The sequence below is a fragment of the Paenibacillus sp. V4I3 genome (genome assembly GCF_030817215.1).
Lineage (GTDB): Bacteria > Bacillota > Bacilli > Paenibacillales > NBRC-103111 > Paenibacillus_E.
The window spans coordinates 2591930-2610614 of sequence record NZ_JAUSZA010000001.1; the positions used below are offsets into that span (position 1 = coordinate 2591930).

14 protein-coding genes are annotated in these 18685 nt (G+C 46.9%); 13 read left to right on the forward strand and 1 reads right to left on the reverse strand.

Going from position 1 to position 18685, the window contains the following annotated elements:
* The first annotated feature begins 119 nt into the window (after nt 1-119).
* The 10 genes from QFZ77_RS11905 to QFZ77_RS11950 all read left to right on the forward strand — a co-directional run bounded on the left by QFZ77_RS11905 (nt 120) and on the right by QFZ77_RS11950 (nt 14181).
* Nucleotides 120-902, forward strand: coding sequence for a nucleotidyltransferase domain-containing protein (locus QFZ77_RS11905; protein ID WP_307439677.1), 783 nt, complete (start codon nt 120-122; stop codon nt 900-902).
* 15 nt (nt 903-917) lie between these two features.
* Nucleotides 918-2339, forward strand: a complete 1422-nt coding sequence (locus QFZ77_RS11910; protein ID WP_307439679.1) for an RtcB family protein — start codon at nt 918-920, stop codon at nt 2337-2339.
* Nucleotides 2336-3646, forward strand: coding sequence for an AAA family ATPase (locus tag QFZ77_RS11915; RefSeq protein ID WP_307439681.1), 1311 nt, complete (start codon nt 2336-2338; stop codon nt 3644-3646). Before QFZ77_RS11910 ends, QFZ77_RS11915 begins: the two co-directional genes overlap by 4 nt.
* Nucleotides 3647-3908: 262 nt before the next feature.
* On the forward strand, nt 3909-5348 hold the full coding sequence (locus QFZ77_RS11920; protein WP_307439683.1) for an SWIM zinc finger family protein: 1440 nt from the start codon (nt 3909-3911) through the stop codon (nt 5346-5348).
* Between the two features lie 24 nt (nt 5349-5372).
* Complete coding sequence (locus QFZ77_RS11925; RefSeq protein ID WP_307439685.1) at nt 5373-7190, forward strand: HEAT repeat domain-containing protein; 1818 nt, start codon at nt 5373-5375, stop codon at nt 7188-7190.
* Nucleotides 7166-8257, forward strand: a complete 1092-nt coding sequence (locus QFZ77_RS11930) for an ATP-binding protein (protein WP_307449447.1) — start codon at nt 7166-7168, stop codon at nt 8255-8257. Before QFZ77_RS11925 ends, QFZ77_RS11930 begins: the two co-directional genes overlap by 25 nt.
* The gene (locus QFZ77_RS11935) at nt 8215-10587 is read left to right on the forward strand and encodes a DUF5682 family protein (protein ID WP_307439687.1); all 2373 of its coding nucleotides are present in this window, start codon (nt 8215-8217) and stop codon (nt 10585-10587) included. The genes QFZ77_RS11930 and QFZ77_RS11935 overlap by 43 nt, the downstream gene beginning before the upstream one ends.
* Nucleotides 10588-10590: 3 nt before the next feature.
* Nucleotides 10591-11802, forward strand: a complete 1212-nt coding sequence (locus tag QFZ77_RS11940; RefSeq protein ID WP_307439688.1) for a VWA domain-containing protein — start codon at nt 10591-10593, stop codon at nt 11800-11802.
* Between the two features lie 75 nt (nt 11803-11877).
* The gene (locus QFZ77_RS11945; RefSeq protein WP_307439689.1) at nt 11878-13128 is read left to right on the forward strand and encodes a stalk domain-containing protein; all 1251 of its coding nucleotides are present in this window, start codon (nt 11878-11880) and stop codon (nt 13126-13128) included.
* Between the two features lie 96 nt (nt 13129-13224).
* Nucleotides 13225-14181 (forward strand): 3'-5' exoribonuclease YhaM family protein, encoded by a 957-nt coding sequence (locus QFZ77_RS11950; protein ID WP_307439692.1) that lies wholly within the window; start codon nt 13225-13227, stop codon nt 14179-14181.
* A gap of 62 nt (nt 14182-14243) precedes the next feature.
* Here QFZ77_RS11950 and QFZ77_RS11955 read toward each other — a convergent pair whose 3' ends face one another.
* Nucleotides 14244-14705, reverse strand: coding sequence for an Lrp/AsnC family transcriptional regulator (locus tag QFZ77_RS11955; RefSeq protein WP_307439694.1), 462 nt, complete (start codon nt 14703-14705; stop codon nt 14244-14246).
* A 269-nt stretch (nt 14706-14974) separates the two neighbouring features.
* Here QFZ77_RS11955 and QFZ77_RS11960 point away from each other — a divergent pair, with 269 nt between their 5' ends.
* The 3 genes from QFZ77_RS11960 (at nt 14975) to QFZ77_RS11970 (ending at nt 18665) form a co-directional block, all read left to right on the forward strand.
* Nucleotides 14975-16360: an amidohydrolase family protein gene (locus QFZ77_RS11960; RefSeq protein ID WP_307439696.1), complete on the forward strand. Its 1386-nt coding sequence runs from the start codon at nt 14975-14977 to the stop codon at nt 16358-16360.
* 13 nt (nt 16361-16373) lie between these two features.
* On the forward strand, nt 16374-17369 hold the full coding sequence (locus tag QFZ77_RS11965) for an aromatic ring-hydroxylating dioxygenase subunit alpha (protein ID WP_307439698.1): 996 nt from the start codon (nt 16374-16376) through the stop codon (nt 17367-17369).
* A 195-nt stretch (nt 17370-17564) separates the two neighbouring features.
* Nucleotides 17565-18665: an ABC transporter substrate-binding protein gene (locus QFZ77_RS11970; RefSeq protein ID WP_307439700.1), complete on the forward strand. Its 1101-nt coding sequence runs from the start codon at nt 17565-17567 to the stop codon at nt 18663-18665.
* Nucleotides 18666-18685 lie beyond the last annotated feature (20 nt).

An 18685-nucleotide genomic window follows, 5' to 3' on the forward strand; every position in this document is an offset into this window, starting at 1 on the left:
GACGAATACGTAGGTACTCTTTGAGTAGGCCTAGTTTAAATTTGACATGATAAAGCCGTAGACGATGTTGGTCTATGGCTTTTTTTGCGTCCGCATAATACGAAGAGAGGGTGAGTCCCATGACATTTGATATGAATAAAATAGATAGTGAGCTTAAACGAATTGAACAAGAGGAAGGCGTGCGGATCCTTTATGCCTGTGAATCGGGTAGTAGAGCGTGGGGGTTTCCATCGAAAGACAGTGATTATGATGTGAGGTTTATCTACGTAAGACCTGTGGATTGGTACCTATCCATATTTGAGAAACGAGATGTCATTGAGCGTCCGATCAGCGATCAGCTGGACATCAACGGTTGGGATTTGAAAAAGGCGCTGAACTTGTTTCGCAAATCGAACCCACCTTTGCTCGAATGGCTCCAGTCGCCGATTCAGTACATGGAGCAATACGGTGTAACGGAGCAAATCCGCCAGCTTTCACCGTTAACCTTTTCACCGCGGTCCAGTATGTATCACTATTTGCATATGGCCAAAGGGAACTTTCGGGAATATTTACAGGGTGAGTATGTGAAAATCAAAAAGTACTTTTATGTGTTACGCCCAATACTGGCTTGCCAGTGGATTGAAGAGCGCGGCAGTATGCCGCCGATGGATTTTGAAGATCTGGTGGAGCAAATGCTGCCGGAATCGAAATTAAAACAAGAAGTATATACGTTGTTGACGCGTAAGAAGGCTGGCGTCGAATTCGACTTAGAGCCGAAAATTACGGTAATCAACGATTATCTAGATCGACAAATCGCTTATTTTGAAGAAACTGCCAAACATATCGCTGTCTCTGGTGAAAAGCAAGAAGCAGCATTAGATGCTTTATTCCGAGATGCGCTGAGGGAGGTTTGGGGTTCATAGAGAGGAACAAAACGAATGAAAGAAAATTATTTTCAGCAGGTCCAGCTCCCATCGGGAGTCGTCCATGTATACGCAGGACCTGAGTTGTTTAAAGCCTTAGAGTATCAAGTATTTCAGATGGCCAACAACAATTTGCAGATTCCAAATCAAGTGTATATGAGCTATACGCCTGACGTACATGTCGGAGTTGGTACTTGCATAGGCACGACAGCAGTATGGAATTCGCATGACGGCTATGTGTCACCATCTATTGTAGGCAGCGATATTGGCTGTGGAATGCGAGTGCATATGACGAATTTGCACAAGGATGAGCTGAAGGATGTGAAGCTGCGCCGCAAGCTGGTGAAGACGATCGAAAAGTACTTACCCGTGGAAGATCATGCACGTGGACATTTCTCGGACATCCGATTGGAGAACATCGTCACCAAAGGACTGCATGGGCTTCCAAAGAAATATATTCCCGACGGCTATACGCCTCGAAAGGCGACTTCGTTTACACATGTAGAAAGCAGCAAATTTACTTTGGATGAAAATGTATTGAATCGATTTCCGAGCCATGTTTGGCATCGATCACACCGTCAGCTTGGGACGCTCGGGAATGGGAATCATTTTGCAGAGATTCAGTCGATAGAGATTGCGGAAGAGAACCGGGAGGTGGCTGAAGCATGGGGGCTATTTGATGGTCAAGTGGTCATTATGATTCACTCGGGCTCGCGTGCATGGGGTGGCTCTGTGAGTCAATATTGCAGCAGTGACATGTTGAAGGTGATGCGGATGAACGGATTAGGAACGGCCGATCCTAAGTTGTTATTTGCACCTTTAGATCATCCGGCAGCCCAGACTTATGTAAATCTGATGTATTCGGCCCTCAATTATGCTGTTGTAAATCGCCATCTCATTGCTTATGCCATTCGAGAGGCTGGTAAAGATGTGTTTGGGTCGAAGTTTGAAATGACCACCTTGTATGATCTCATGCATAACTATGCTTGGGAGGAGAATCATGAAGGGCAGTCCTATTTTGTTCATCGCAAAGGGGCGACGAGGTCGCTTCCGGCAGGCCATCCAAGCAATCCGCAGCCTTATCTAAACACAGGTCACCCTGCGCTGATTCCGGGTTCAATGGGGACATCTTCCTACATTATGGTAGGAGCTCCGGGTGGCAAAGCCAACTTTCACTCCATCTGTCATGGAGCAGGACGAATTCGCTCGCGTAGTGCGACGAAAAGATTGATAACGCTGAATGAATTTGCCTCTTCCATGCGAGTAGGTACAGATGAGGAAATTGTCGTTAACCAAAGGTCGTTAGAGTCGATTCTAGATGAATCGCCTCAAGCTTACAAGGATGTTGATCAAATTATTGAAAGTGTCGTCGGAGCGGGGTTGGCTGAAGTTGTAGCCAAGTGTAAGCCTATGGCGGCAGTAAAAGGTGCCAAATGAATAATGCGCAAAGTATAAGAATTAATGAAGAATCAGCGGCTGTATCAGCTCCGTTTAGGTCTGAAGGTGGCTCGCTTACAGCGTATAGGGACTATGCCTATGTATTAGAACGTATTCAATATGTGCTGGGAGATAAATATGGTCACCAATTCGAACCCTATTTGAGTGATGATGGAAAAGAAGAGTATTGGGAGCTGCTTGAACAGGATGTGAAGACAGGGTCTAGTGATGTGCAGTTCGTCACTAAGATCTTAGACCATATGGAGTCACGTGCATTCGGAATAGATGCGGAAAATGAAGCATCGGCTTATCGGACGTTTCCTACACTGCGCAATAACGTTTTCGCTTACCCGTCCTGGGGAATCGCGTTAGCTAGAGTACCTATCTTTCGCATGAATGGCGTCGGAGAAGAGGATTTTGTTTTTGCTGTGGATGATGCGAGTCTGCTGCGTTTTTTGGAGCACGCTCGGCAGCGTCGAAGAGACTTGGATCGGCGACAAGTGACTGTTTTCACGGATGGACCTCATGGAATGGAAAAGGAACTGGCTCCTATTACACGCATGGTCGACCGTACGGAGGTCATCATGAAAGACGAAGTGAAGACAGATATTTATCGCTCTATCGATCAGTTTTTTGCTGAGGATCGTGCCTTTTTCAAAGAGTATGAGCTTCCTTACAAAAGAGGCATCCTGCTTTATGGGAAGCCTGGTAATGGAAAAACAACGCTTGTTAAATCGATTGCCGGCAGCGTAAAAGCTCCTGTTGCTTATTGGCAAATAACGGAGAACACCGGTAGCGAATCTATTCAAGAGGTGTTTCAAGCTGCGGCTAAAATGGCGCCAATGATTCTTGTAATTGAAGATATCGACGCTATGCCTCAGCGGGCAAGGTCGTACTTTTTAAACATTTTGGATGGTGCGACTTCCAAAGAAGGCATTTTTCTCATTGGGACAACGAATTATCCGGAGCAAATTGATCCGGCACTTATGAACCGGGCAGGGAGATTCGACCGTGCTTATGAAATCAAACTTCCTGACCTAGAGCTGAGACAAATCTATTTGGAGCAAAAGGGGATAGGGAAGCTTCTGAGCGAAGAGATGATTCGCGTAACGGCGAAGCAAACAGAAGGGTTTACTTTTGCCCAGTTAAATGAATTGTATGTATCGGCTGCGCTTCAGTGGCATTATGAGCAATGCGTGAATATCGAGAAGTTGGTGAAATCGATGAAGTCGGATCTGCATAAAGGGCAGACAATGTCATGGATGAAAGAGGATGCGGATGTGAGGGTTGGGTTTTTGGTTAGTTGAGGATGCAGGTGAATTTCCTAGGAAATTATTTGCAACGACAACAAAGGATTTTTTTGGATTAAATGAACTCAATATGTGAGGATTTCCTCTTTGGCTTCAACCTCCTAGTCATGTAGGTGGTATGAACAGTCACAAGGGATATCCTTTTTTTTGTTTTTCTAGTCCTTCGTTCTATTTTAGGAGGAAATTCCATACCCATGAAAAAGGAAAATTAGGAACAGTGTGGAAACTGTTTGTATAACCAAGTTATGAGGGGTACAAGATGAATTATTTAACGGAATCGTATGTAGATAGTTTGGCGCTTAACAGCAGTGCGATCAAGAATGGTAAGGATTTGGTGAAGAAAAATAGTTTTCCGCTGCTCTGTCAGTCGGAGGATGGGACGATCATTTTTGGGGAGTGTAAAGGCAGTGGAAAGGACCCGTATCGATGTTCGGTCGATGTGGCGAAAGAGGGGAATCCCGTATTCCGCTGTTCATGCCCGAGCCGTCAGTTTCCGTGCAAACACAATCTGGGTTTGATGTATGCCTATACGTCAGGCAAGACATTCATCACTGCACCCGTTCCACAAGATATTGTGGACAAAAGGGAGAAGGCGGAGAAGCGGGAGGAAAAGAAGAAAGAACCTGTCGACCCGGATGCTCCAGTTGTTAAGCGCAAGACGAACAAGTCAGCGTTAATGAAGAAAATAGCTGCACAGCTGGAAGGGATCAGTATTGCTGAGAAGCTTATCCTGCAGCTAGTACAGTCAGGGCTAGGAGGCCTGGACAAAAAGGCGCTGCAAACCGCTGAAGAGCAGGCAAAACAGCTCGGCAACTATTATATCCCTGGGATCCAAACGGCGCTTCGTGATTTGACGCTGCAGTTCCGAGCAGAGGAGGATCGGGAGACCGTGTATACAAACGTGATCGAGCAGCTTACCACGCTGCAAGCATTGATCAAGAAAAGCAGGGAGTACCTCAACAGCAGATTGGAAAATCCAGATCATCCTATGGATACGGAATCAACGTTGGAAGAATGGATTGGGCATGCCTGGCAAATCGCAGAACTGAGGGAGTATGGTCGCGTTCGCAGCGAGTCCTCGGAATTGCTGCAGTTGTCGTTCCGATCCTATACGGATCAGGCGAGGGGCGAGTTCATAGATGAAGGATACTGGTCGGACCTACAAAACGGACAGCTCCACATCACAAGAACGTATCGGCCATTCCGTGCAGCGAAATACATACGAGAAGAAGATTCTGTATTTCAAGTCGTTGAAGCGAAAGAACTTGCGCAATACCCCGGGGAGCTTAACACGAGAGTGCGTTGGGAGGAAGCGACGTTCCGCGAAGCTGACTCACTGGATTTTCAGAAAATCCGTGCGTCAGCTCACAAGTCATTCCCAGAAGTCATTAAACAAGTGAAGAATCAGATTAAAAATCCACTTTCGGACAAGCGCCCTGTCGTACTGCTGCAATTTGCTGAGATCAAGAAGACGGAAACTGCCTATATATTGTTAGATGAACAGGGCAAGCAGATTCCTCTTGCGGACATTCCATATCTCAGCGAGCCTACGACTCATTTGCTGTCTATGCTAAATAAGACGTTCTTACAGAATCAGGCGATTATGGTTATGTTCGAACACAATTGGAAGCATAACAGGCTTGAGGCTCAGCCTTTAAGCATCGTAACGACAAATGAAGTCGTTCGCTTGCTTTATTGAAGAATAGAATTAGGAGACGAACCCATGAGTATAGATCTATTGTTTGAGCTGCAGCATGAGGTGCGGCGTTTGTTTATAGCGGGGAGCGGGATGGCGGCGGGCGATTTACGTTTGCAGAAAATGCTTCCCCAATTGCAGAAGTTAGGCGAGTCGGCTCCGGTGTTTAACCGAATGGCTCAGGCGGTTAGCCAAGTTCTGGACACGGATACGAGTGGTTCAGCGAGCAGACTTCTAGAGTTAGGCATGCTGTTAAATTCCGTGCTGTACACGCAAGGGAAAACGGAGACGAAAGAGGACCTCGTACCTATGGAAGGAACGGAAGCGAAGCTTTCGACGTCAATTCCTTACCGCAAGCTGAATCCACTCATTGAGGCATTGACGCAAAAAGGTCAGGGCCGAATGGAGCAGGTTCGTCAAGGGTACGACGATGGGTTGTTTCATGATTTCCGGGTCATACCTGCCGCTGTTTCTGCGTTAGACGATAGTTATGTAGAAATACCCGATTTTCTTCATCGAAAGGTGTTGCCCACACTCGGAATGGAGGCACTCCCCGCGCTTCAGCAGCAATTCCGGCTGGGTGGAGGGAAAGGTGACGCCCGCAGATTGGAACTTATCCATGAGTTGCTTTCGCTATCTGCCTTAGACATCCTTTTGCAAGCTGCCAAACAGGGTTCAACGGAAGTCCGCTCCACGGCGATTGAGCTTCTGGGGGATTACCCTGATCAAGAGGATTTTATTTTGGAGCAAGCTGATGATAAGAAAAAAGAGGTACGCAGAGCGGCCTTATTCGCCTTATCTCGGCTTGGGACGGAGCAAGCGATCGCTCGCCTTTACAAGGCACTGGGTTCGAAGGATCAGGATCTTGCCATAGAACCAATTCAATTATGCAAGGCCAACGATTTGACTCTCAGCGTCATCGGGCATGCGGAAAGTGTGTTGGAGCGAATCGTTCAACGTACAAAGGTGGAAGATTCCGCACAACAGTTGTTGGCGGACATCCGCAGCTTACAAGGCAAAAGAGTACCGGAAGTCGTAGATTTCCTAGAAAAATTGCTGTCTACGACTAGTTTTATTGTTCTGGAAACGGAAGCCGTACAGGAGGTAGCAGCTGATCTTCTATTGCAATTAGATCTGCCTGAGGCAGACAGTTTTGCTGTTACTTTGCATGAGGCGTACAATCGCAAATTTATTGCTTACAGCTTTAGAGCGGCTATCAAGATTCTTCCTCCAGAGGACGTCTACGAACGCTTTTGCCATGACCTTAAGGATAAAAAGCAGCCTGCGGCTAAGGATTTATTGCGAGTATTGTATGAAGTGACACCGACGCTGCTTTACCAAGTAGATGAGCCAGGAGTGGCTGCTTCATCATCCGATTTTACAACATGGGATCCACGATGGGTGCATCTTTTTGTGAAATTGGACGAGGAAGAGCTCGTGTGTAGATTTGCTCAAGTCCCGGACCCGAAAGTCACGGCGTATCTGGTCAAAAAATGCGAAGAGCTGCCTAATTTTAACCGAAATAAAACAGCTAATATGTTGTTGATCCTCTTCAGCCAACACTATCAGGATGCGCCAAAGCTGCTCATGGATATATTGGAAAAAGGCGGAGCCAAGCAGTTCTATTATTTGGATCGAGTCCAACTTACATTGCTTTCTTTACTGCCAAGGCCTTATGCAGAGAGATTGCAGCTATTCGCAGAAGGGCTATCCTATCAGGGTATGAAAAATCAATTGCTAGAAATCGCGGAAACGATAGCTGCGAAGCCGGAGCAAACCGAACCGTCAGATAACGAAGAGAAGGGACAGGGATTATGGGGATGGATCAAAAGCAAGATGTCGTAAGGTTACCCTCTGAACGTTTATACATCGAAGAATTGGAAGCTTTGAAGAAATTGGATCAGGATGCGAAGCCAGCCGGGTGGCAGCTTTCTCCGAAGGCGGTACTGACGTTTCTGATTGGTGGAAATGTAAAAGGGGTCGCGATTACGCCAAAATATATTGGCAATAAACGGCTGGTAGAAATGGCGATAGCCACGCTGCTGACTGACCGTGCTCTCATGCTGATCGGGGAGCCGGGAACGGCTAAATCCTGGCTTTCGGAAAATCTGACAGCAGCCATCCATGGGGATTCTGGCAAAGTCATTCAAGGAACGGCAGGCACGAGCGAGGAGCATATCCGTTATTCTTGGAATTATGCCATGCTGCTAGCGCAAGGACCTTCCGATCAAGCGATTATCAAAAGCCCGATTTTCCGCGCAATGGAAACAGGCGGGATCGCCAGATTCGAAGAGATCTCGCGCTGTGCGTCCGAAGTACAGGACGCTTTGATCTCCATCTTGTCGGAGAAGACGATCTCGATTCCGGAACTGGGCAGAGAAGTGTTCGCTGCAAGGGGATTTTCTATCATCGCAACGGCCAACACGCGCGACCGTGGAGTGAACGAGATGTCAGCCGCCTTGAAACGTCGATTTAACATCATCGTGCTTCCAGCCCCTTCGGATATTGATACAGAAGTGGAGATTGTTCGCAAACGTGTCAGAGAGATTTCGACGAGCTATGAATTGAGAGCGTCACTCCCAGGGGAGGAGGCGGTGCGCAAGGTTGTGACGATTTTCCGCGAGCTGCGCAGCGGGATGACACTCGACGGCAAAGAGAAGGTGAAAGGGCCGAGTGGTGTGATTTCGACGGCTGAAGCGATTTCGCTTCTAACGGGCAGCATGGCGCTTGCAGGAAGCTTTGGCAGCGGACAGATTAGTGAAGAAGATATTGCCGCCGGGCTGCAGGGAGCTATTGTGAAAGATGAAGAGAAAGACCGCCTCGTATGGAAGGAATATCTAGAAAATGTGATGAAAAAGCGGGGATCGACATGGAGAAATCTGTACTTCGCGTGCTCGGAGATGAACAACTAGATCGCAGTCAGGGGGTTCATGTTTTTGGTATAAGACATTTATCTCCTGCTGGCGCTTTCCACCTGCTGGCTTTCTTAGATGAAGTGAAGCCTACGGCAGTGCTCGTTGAAGGACCAAGCGACGCAAGCGGGTTTATTGCTGAACTAACCTCGCATGGCGTTGTTCCGCCGATTGCCATTTTGGCGTATACGGATCAATTGCCAGTAAGGACCCTGTTGTACCCATATGCTGATTATTCGCCGGAATATCAGGCCTTTCAATGGGCAAGCCGCAACGATGCGCAGGCTGAATTTATCGATCTACCTTCCGAACATGCCTTGGCTCTCTACGAGCAAAGGAAACGGAGGTCATCCTCTGCTGAGGAAGAGAGCAATCAGACGGAGGACGACGCTTTTCGGGCGTATGTCCACGAACAGAGGACACTGTATCAACAGCTTGCTGAACTGTCGGAAGAACCGGACTACGAGGCTTATTGGGAGCGCCATTTTGAACATAATATGCAAAAAGACGCCTACCGCCATGGCATTTATCAATTTTCGGCTCAAATGCGTGATCTGACTGCGGGGCAGGAGTGGCAATTTGCGCCACAGGAAGCGGCTTACAATGAAATTCGGGAAGCTTACATGCGGCGCAAAATTCAGGATACTATTGAAGCTGGGCACGCTCCTGAGAAAATTGTAGTCGTAACCGGCGCGCATCATGCCTCCGTATTAGACTTCCGCTTTCCAGTGATGACGGATGAAGAGATGAAAGGGCTGCCCAAGTCGACAACTAAGCTTACGTTGATGCCTTTTTCTTACTACAAGCTGTCTTCGCACTCAGGCTATGGGGCGGGGAACCAGGCACCCGCTTATTATGAATTGTTCTGGCAGTGCCTCCAAAAAGGTGATCTGAGCAGGCTACCTTCCTTGTATTTCTCACAGGTAGCCGCGTATCTCAGAGAACATGGCACTTATAGATCCACAGCTTCGCTCATCGAAGGTGTGAGACTGGCAGAGGCTCTTGCTGCTTTGCACGATGGTAGTCATCCTACGTGGAAAGACCTTCGGGACGCTGCAACCGTATGTCTCGGTCATGGGGAGCTTTCGACAATTGCGGAAGCTTTGGCAAGGACAGACGTGGGCACGGCCATCGGCAGATTGCCAGAAGGAGTCAGCCAGACGCCAATTCAAGATGATTTGAACAGAGAGCTCAAGCGGCTCAAGCTGGAGAAATTCAAAACTACGGTTGCTACAACCTTGGAGTTGGATTTACGTGAAAACCGCAGGGTGAAGTTGGAGGAAGCTGCTTTTCTGGATTTGAAGCGGTCTGTTCTCCTGCATCGGCTGGAATTGCTGGGCATTAACTTTGCCAAGAAGCAAAGAGTGAATCAAGACTCCGCATCGTGGGCGGAGAACTGGGTGCTGCAGTGGACGCCGGAAGCTGAGATTCAAGCGGTGGAGTCGACCTTGAAGGGGGAGACGATTGAGCTGGCCGCGGCTTTCGTGCTGAAGGAGCGGCTCGATGTTTGCGGCGATATCGCGGAAGCTTCGCGCATCATTCGCATCGCCTGCGACTGCACGTTGACGCAGCTGATGGAGCAGGCCAAATCCACGCTGCAAGGGCTTGCGGTGGATACAGGCAATTTCGAGCAGGTCGCAGGGGCGGCCTACGAGCTGTCGGTGTTGATCCGTTATGGATCGATTCGCCGAATCGAAACGGGTACCTTAGTTCCGCTGCTTCAGCAGTTATTCCTGCGGGGAACGCTGCTTCTCGTAGATAGCGCGGGCTGCAACGATGACGCCGCTCAGGGCATGGTTCGAGCAATTCAGTCGCTGCATACAATTGCTCAAGACCATTTTGAAGTGGTAGACGATGGTTTATGGTTGAATAAACTGCAAGAGCTAGCATCGCGTGATGACCGAAATGCAAAGCTGTCGGGCTTCGCTTTTGCTATTTTGCTTGAGCGCAATGAAATACCGGATGAGCGCGTTGCGACGGAAGTTTCACGTCGCCTGTCACCGGGGATTCCCGTTGATCTGGGAGCGGGATGGTTCGAAGGCATGTCGATGCGCAACCGATACGCGCTGCTGTCTAGGCAAACGTTGTGGCAGCAGCTCGATGTCTATATCGGATCGCTGGAAAAAGAGGCCTTCCAACGTTCACTTGTGTTTCTGCGCCGAGCTTTCGGTTCATTCGAACCGAGGGAGAAGGCATCGGTGGCCGAGATGATGGGCGATATTTGGGGCGTTGGCGCCGATAACGCCGGAACTGCTTTGCAACACCCGTTAAGCGAGGAAGAGAAGGAGAAGCTGGATGAGCTCAACGATTTTGATTTTGGGGATTTGTAGCCTATGACCATGATAGATCAAGAACAATTAAAGCGTTGGCGGTTAATTCTGGGTGCTGCTTCTGAAGAGAAGCTGCAGTCTTTTGGGGCTGGAGACGGAATGCTCGACGAGGAGTCGAGACTCATAGATGAGGCGCTTGCCGCGATCTATGATGAGACATCCGGAGGCAATATGGATGACGGATCGAACTTGGGCGGCCCCCGCAAAGCGGGGCTTGGCCCTTCGTCCCCGAAGCTTGCCAAGTGGCTGGGCGATATCCGAACCTTTTTCCCGCCGGACGTGGTCTCCGTCATTCAGTCCGATGCCATTGAGCGCAAAGGCTTGAAGCAGCTGCTCTTCGAGCCGGAGCTTCTTTCCCAAGTGAAGCCGGACATCCAAATGGTAGCCACGTTAATGGCGCTCAAAGGGAAAATACCGGAGAAAACGAAAGAAACAGCAAGGCAATTAGTGAAAGAAGTTGTAGATGAAATCGTGAAGCGGCTTTCGCAGGATCTGCGCCGAGCTGTTACTGGTGCCTTGAATCGCAGGCAGCATTCGCCGCTGCCTTCGTCCACGGGATTGGACTGGAACACAACCATCCGCAAAAATCTAAAGCACTACGACAAGGAGCGCGGTCTCCTGCTGCCCGAAAAAGTCTACTTCTTTGATCGAGCGCGTCGGAGCAAAGAGTGGACGGTCATCCTGGATATTGACCAAAGCGGTTCGATGGCGGGTTCTGTCATTTACGCCTCCATTATTGGCTCGATTTTCGCCAGTATGCCGGCTCTGGACACGCGAGTGGTTGCTTTTGACACCGAGGTGGTTGATTTAAGTGAGCAGTGTGCTGAGGATCCCGTTGATATGCTGTTTGGGATTCAGCTTGGCGGGGGAACGGATATTAACAAATCCATCGCTTATTGCGAGCCTTTTATCACGGAGCCGAAGAAAACACTGTTTATCTTGGTCTCAGATTTGTATGAAGGCGGCAATCGCACAGAGATGATTCAACGGCTTGTCGACATGCATCAGGCTGGCGTGAAGACGATCTGCTTACTCGCTTTATCTGACCAGGGTGTGCCTTCATATGACGATGCTGTTGCTAAAAAACTGGCTCAATACGGTATCCCTTGTTTCGGATGTTCTCCCGAGAAGGTTCCGGAATTGATGGAAGGTGCATTAAAAGGGCATGATCTTGCGGTACTTGCGGAGAGGGTGAAGCATGGTAAGGGGATGTAGCTTATAATGCTAGCTGCTGAAAAGTCTTAAGCGTAAACTCAATGAGCAGTTTTTTTTTGGGAAGGGAGTGTTCTCTTGAGAGGTAGGATTCACGGATTGCTGTTTTTTGTTTGTTTACTGGGTCTGTGTATCGGTTTTTTGACGTCTACGGCATATGCTTGTTCCCGCGGGCCGACAACGTTGGAGGAAGATTTTCTGGAAGCGAGTGCGATCTTTACGGCAAAAGTCACGAGCGTGGATGCTGTTTATCCGTCGCAGAAAGCGGCAGTGGTGGAACCAGATAAAGTATTCAAGGGGCAGTCTCCGGCCTTTGTAGTGACCAATGATGATTCGGACCAATGCGGTGCCGGTATTGAAGTTGGAGAAACCTATCTATTTTACTCGCACGGATGGGATTTACCCTACGTTAGTGTATTTGATACGCATCTTCTTAGTACAGAAAGAGCAGAAAAGCTGACTCAGTGGCTCTCAGATAGGACTGAGAAACAACAACCTAAGCCTCCGCGCACGGAGACTATTCTTGCCCATAGACAGGGAGAGATCCGGGTATTTTTTGAACGTCATGATAGAGGGTACTCGAAAAAGTCGTTCATAACGAACAACTCCATTTATGTTCCTCTTTCCTTTTTCAACGATACTCTTTGGCATTCGGCGAACTGGAATGAGGATAGGAATGAAATTGTTATTGATGCAACGAACCGTTTAGAATTCGAAGAGCTAGATCCCGGCGACCTCCTTGCTCCCCATAGAGGGGCGCCTAAAGAAATTAGCGCAGCGTACAATGATATTAAAATCAAAGTCAAAAGTGAAACCCTACTGGAACATCCGGAAGCGTTTGTTTCGGGCGATGAAATCTTTGTTCCTTTACGCGCGATCGCGGAAAAGTTTGGTTATGAAGTCGAATGGATAGACAGTTCTTCTTCTGTCATTCTCCACCTCCCCCTTGAACAGCAGAGCGGGCCCAAAACTTTGGGAATGAGATATACCAACAATATCGGGTTGGAAGGCAATCTTGAGATAGAGCGTTTAACAGCGAATGAGATTACGTATCGGGCTTATCACGGACATCTTCAGAAAGGTATTGAAGTTAAGCCAGAAACGGTTCCTTTTGCGGAAATGTTAAAAGAAGAGCTTGGATATCGGAAATATGGTGTACAATTTTATTTAAAAATGGATAAACAGGACATTCGGCTGTTAGTGTCTTATGAACTCCTACGCAAAATCGAAAGTGACGCTTCATTTCGTGAAAAAGTTGGGGCGAAATTAGGAGAGCCGGTGAGTGAGATACCTCGCAACAGGTTACTGACAATAAGAGACTTTGAGTGAAAATATCAATACTTTCTCAAATTTCTATCATTTTCTATTAATTAATTCTATCCTATTCGTAGTATAATGTTCCTAATGACATATGGAGGAACTAAAATGACGTTAATTAAGCAATTGCAAGCACCAGAAGAGTTTGTAGGCTACTACCTCATTAAAGAATTAGAAGTTAAACAAACGAATACCACGCCTGCCAAAGATTTCATGGACATTGTGTTATGCGATGCTAGTGGGCAGATCTCTGCAAAGCTATGGGATGTTAGCGCGACTGATAAAGAAACGTTTTTCCCGATGACGTTGGTCAAAGTTCAAGGCTTAGTTCAAAACTATCGTGATAAATTACAGGTGAAAATCGGTAGATTGCGCAAGGCGCTGCCAGAGGATGGCGTACATATTACGGAGTTCATCCGTTCAGCACCGATTAGTCCAATCGATCTTATTCATACGATAAATCAAGTTTTGGAAAGTATTACGAATCCGGCCATCAAGTCGATTGTTTCGTTCTGTGTGACCAAAGTTGAAGAGAAGCTAAACCATTACCCCGCTGCCAAAACGCATCATCATGCCTACTTCGCCGGCCTTGCTTATCATATTGTACGGATGCTGGAGATTGGTGAATTTATTTGTAAACAGCGGCCGTTTCTCAATCCAGATTTAATTAAAGCGGGCATCATTTTGCACGATATTGCCAAACCGGAAGAAATGATCGCGCAGTTAGGTATCGTTTCTGATTACAGTGTGCAAGGAAAGCTGCTCGGACACATCTCGATGGCGTCGAACTGGATTACGGAAGCTGCCTTGCATCATGGGATTGATCTCCAGTCGGATGTTGTCATTGGTCTGCAGCATATTGTGCTGTCCCACCACAACTTGCCAGAATGGGGGAGTCCGGTACTGCCCCAAATTCCTGAAGCTGTTGCTTTACATTACATTGATTCGATGGATGCGAAGCTGCAGATGGTTGAGGATACTCTGATGACAACGCCAGAGACAGAAGCATGGACGCCGATGATCCGCGGACTAGAAAATAAGGCGATGTATCGTTTGAACTTATAATCTATATCAAAATAACGAAAACTGCGTGAGCACAGATGCTCACGCAGTTTTTTTGTCATTTCTCACAGTTCCAATCCAGTTCCTTGTTTAAACCGTTTAATGACGACCTGCGTATTAACGCGTACGACGCCTTTCAATTTGTAGATATTTTGGTAGAGGAAGTCTTCGAGCGCAGCATCGTCTTTGAGCAAGGCATGCATGTGCAGGGAGCTGCTCCCCGTCATTTGATAAATACTAATAACGTTGGAGTCAGCAGAGAGTAGGTTGCCTACTTCCTCAGCAAACCGCGGCTCCACTTCGACTTCGAAAAAAGCGCTGATAACTTTACCTAATTTCGTCGCGTTCAACCGAATTGTAAAGTTTTCGATGACTTCCTTTTCGATGAGGTTTTCGACTCGTTTTTGAATCGCAACACGTGAGAGATTGAGTATTTCCCCGATTTTTGCATAGGATATCCGGCCATTCTCATGTAGTAACTTGATGATTTCTTGATCTACTTGATCGAGGTGAGGAAGCTCCAACATAGGTAAGACTCCTTTGTCGTAAAATATATACAGTTGTTAATATTATCATAGTATTCTCATGAAAAGAACAAATTTTACGTTCGAAATCGAACTATGTTAATCAAAACAATTAAAATTATGATAAAAACGTAACTATATCTAGTGTTTCCGTTTACAAATGGAGTTGACGATAAAAAGGTTCATTCATATAATAATGTTAATTAACATAACACATAAATAAATATAAACAAATTTATGTTAGATTATATAACATTTGAGGGGGTGGTAAAATGTCAAACAAATTAATTTACAACGGTACGGTGTTGACCATGAATGCCACCAATCAGATTTTCAAACCAGGCTATGTGTATATGGAGCACGATGTGATCCGTGAAGTGGGGGAATGGAAATCAGACGGGAGCTTGGACCATTTAATCTTACAATCATCCTATACGTACAATGCTTCGGGTAAAGTCGTCATTCCCGGGATTATTAATGGCCACACCCATTTGTTTCAAACATTCATGAGAGGGGTATCGGATCACTCGCCGCTCACACAGTGGCTGAAGGAAATTATTTGGCCGATGAGTCTCACGATGGAGCCTGAAGATTTTTATTTAGCTGCTTTAATTGGGTGTATCGAAAATTTAAAATCGGGCGCGACATATATGATGGATCACCATTATATCCACACGTTTCCAGAGAATGATGCAAGTGTACTGCAAGCGATGGTGGATTCAGGGATTCGCGGACATTTGGCGAGAGGCGGCTCGGATTTGGCAGGAGAAGTCCGATTAAGGGAGACCGAGGAACAGATCTTTGACAGTACAGATCGATTGCTCGATGAATGGGATGGCGCTGCTTCCGGCCGGATTCGAATTGCACTGGGGCCGCTTAATTTATATGGATGCTCCCGAGGGTATTTAGAACGGGCCGCTGTCTTTAGCCGGGATCGCAAGCTGATTTCTCACGTACATGTCGCTGAAACGAGCGAACAGATCGACACGACGATGGCCCGCTATGGCCTGCGCAATTTGGAATTGCTGAATGAAGTTGGACTGCTGGGTGAGCAAACTCAGGTTGTTCATGGAGTGTGGCTTGATGATGGAGAACTAGAAATGATTCGTACAAAGCAAGCTTCCGTCATTCATTGTCCTGTATCCAATATGTACTTAGCTTCTGGTGTTGCCAGAGTACCTGAAATGCTGCGTATGGGCATTAATGTCGCCCTAGGTACGGATGGTCCTGGCAGCAATAATTGCCAAGATAACTTAGAAGTGCTGAAGTTCACGGCATGCTTGCATAAGGTGAATGAGCTGGATGCTACCTTATTACCGCCGATGGATGTGCTGCGTATGGCTACAGTGAATGGTGCAAAGGCCGTTGGAAGGAGTGCTGATTTGGGCAGTCTTGAGCCAGGAAAGAAGGCAGATCTAGTGACCGTAGATATGATGAAAGCCCATATTAGTCCCGTGCATCGTGCTTCTTCAGCGCTGGTTTATAACGCGAACGGCAATGATGTCGATCTCGTTATTGTTGGCGGTCAGGTTGTTGTTGAGAAGGGGATAAGCACGTGGATCGATGAGCAAGTAATTCTACAAAGAGCCCAAGTAAGGGTTGATGCTCTGCGCAATAAGCTGGCTGGGCAATATCCTGTTTTTGCAAATATAGAGTAGGAGGATGATTTCAATGGCTTTACAACGTCTACATGATCCTGTACTTGAAAACGATTGGCATGCTGTGTACCTCGCGTCTGAGCTGAAAGACCAACCTGTGGGTGTCATCATTTTGGGTGAAAGAGTAGCGATTTACCGCTCTAGCCAAGGGGTTCATGCCCTGCAAGATCTATGCGTTCACCGTGGAGCCATGCTTTCCAAAGGGTGGGTACAAGATGATGTCCTTGTCTGTCCATACCATGGCTGGCAGTATGATTCATCTGGACAATGTGTCTGTATTCCAGCACAGCCTAAGGGGGAGAAGATTCCTCTCAGAGCTAAAGCGCAAACCTATGCCTGTGAAGAGAAATACGGTTTTATCTGGGTATGTATAGGTGAACCCGTGGCGCCTTTGCCTCATTTCGAAGAGTTTGCTAATCCAGAATTTCGTCCATTACCATGTGGCCCATACAAAGTTACAGCAGCTGGAACGAGAGTGATTGAGAATTTTACAGATTTTGCGCATTTGATGTTCGTCCATCAGAATCTGCTCGGACACCCCGACTATGCGGAGCTGCCCGACTTTCAGGTTATCAAGGAGAAGGAACGCATTTATATCGATAATATCCCGATCTTTCAACCGGTTGCCCATTCCGGCTCGGATAAGAGTGAAGGTACGACTTATGTCTATATGAAAGAAGTTTATCGGCCTTTATCCGCTCGATTGTCCAAAGCAGATCCGAGCAATGGCCAAACCTTGTGGATTATGTTGACGGTATTGCCTGTTGCTGCAGAAGAATGCGTTGTATTTATGATGGTATCGCGGAATTATGCCTATGACGTAGATGATGCGAATTTTATTCGCTTCCAGGATATCGTGTTTGAACAAGATGCGAGGGTAATAGAGACTCAGAAGCCGGAGCTGTTGCCACTGGATCTGCAGGTCGAACTCAACCATAAGGTGGATCGTTTCTCCATTGCGTATCGTCGTTGGTTGAAAGAATTAGGCGTGGTGGTTGGTACAATATAAGAGAACGTTCGTCTTCCATGCAATATTAGTGTGTTTTTCTAAAATAATTCTTGGAAAAGTAATAAAAAGACGTACTTTTATTGTGTGAAAATACAAAACGTTAGTCTATTCGTTGACTTGAACAGGCCATCAACTCTATATTTGACTAAAGATTGACTTTTGTAGAGAAAACCAAATATGGAGGGGAAGTTTAATATGAAACCATTTAATCTTACTAATCCGCTTGCAGCGAAACGCCCAGTTGTTTTGTCCATTAGCTTAGTTATGATCTCAAGTATGCTCGCCGCATGCGGTAACGCGGGCTCCTCGGTTTCAACGTCAGCGCCATCTTCAGCACCATCGGCTGCAACGACGGCTTCCACTGCTCCAGCAGCTTCACCGGCTTCGACTACAGCTACCAAAGCAGTCTTACCTGCAACTGTTGTTTTAAACTGGTTCGCCGAACCCGAACATGGTGGGAACTTTGCGGCCTTGGCCAAAGGATTCTATAAAGATGCAGGATTTGATATGACGCTCATGCCGGGTGGTCCACAGGTTTCTTCTACACAAATCGTCGCTTCAGGCAAAGCGCAATTCGGTATGGCGAATGGTGATGATATCCTGGTAGCCAGACAAGAGGGTATTCCGATTGTAGCCATTGCAACCTCCATGCAAAAGAGTCCGCAAGCTGTGTTTTATCATAAAGAAGATACTGCGATTAAAGATTTTGGTGATTTAAACGGACATAAGGTATATGTGGCTTCAACGGCCAGCTTCTGGCAATTTATTAAGAAGAAATACAAATTAGACAGTGCCCAAGAAATGAAATACACAGGTCAATTAGTTAACTTTGTCAGCGATCCAAAAGCTCTTACGCAAGGGTATGTAACTTCTGAACCGTTCACGCTCACTCAGCAAAAGGTAGAGCATGGCACGCTCTTGGTTGCCGATTCCGGTTATAACATTTACGCTGGCGTATACTTCACTACGGAGAAAATGATTGCTGAACATCCAGACCAAGTGAAGGCTTTCGTCGAAGCCACGGTTAAAGGCTGGGATTATTACAAGGATCATTCCGAGGAGATCAATCCTTCCATTCAAGTGAAGAATCCAGATATGGGCTTAGATATGATGAAATTTAGCGCTGCTAAAGAGATGGACTTTGTATTCGGCGGAGATGCAGCAACCAAAGGTACGGGCATTATGACGAAAGAACGTTGGTCAGAAGTTCAAAAGCAGCTTGTAGATGTAGGTGTTCTCAAAACAGCAGAGAACATCGACAAAGTGTTCACAACGCAATTTTTACCTAAGAAGTAAGAGATAAAATAAGAAATAAA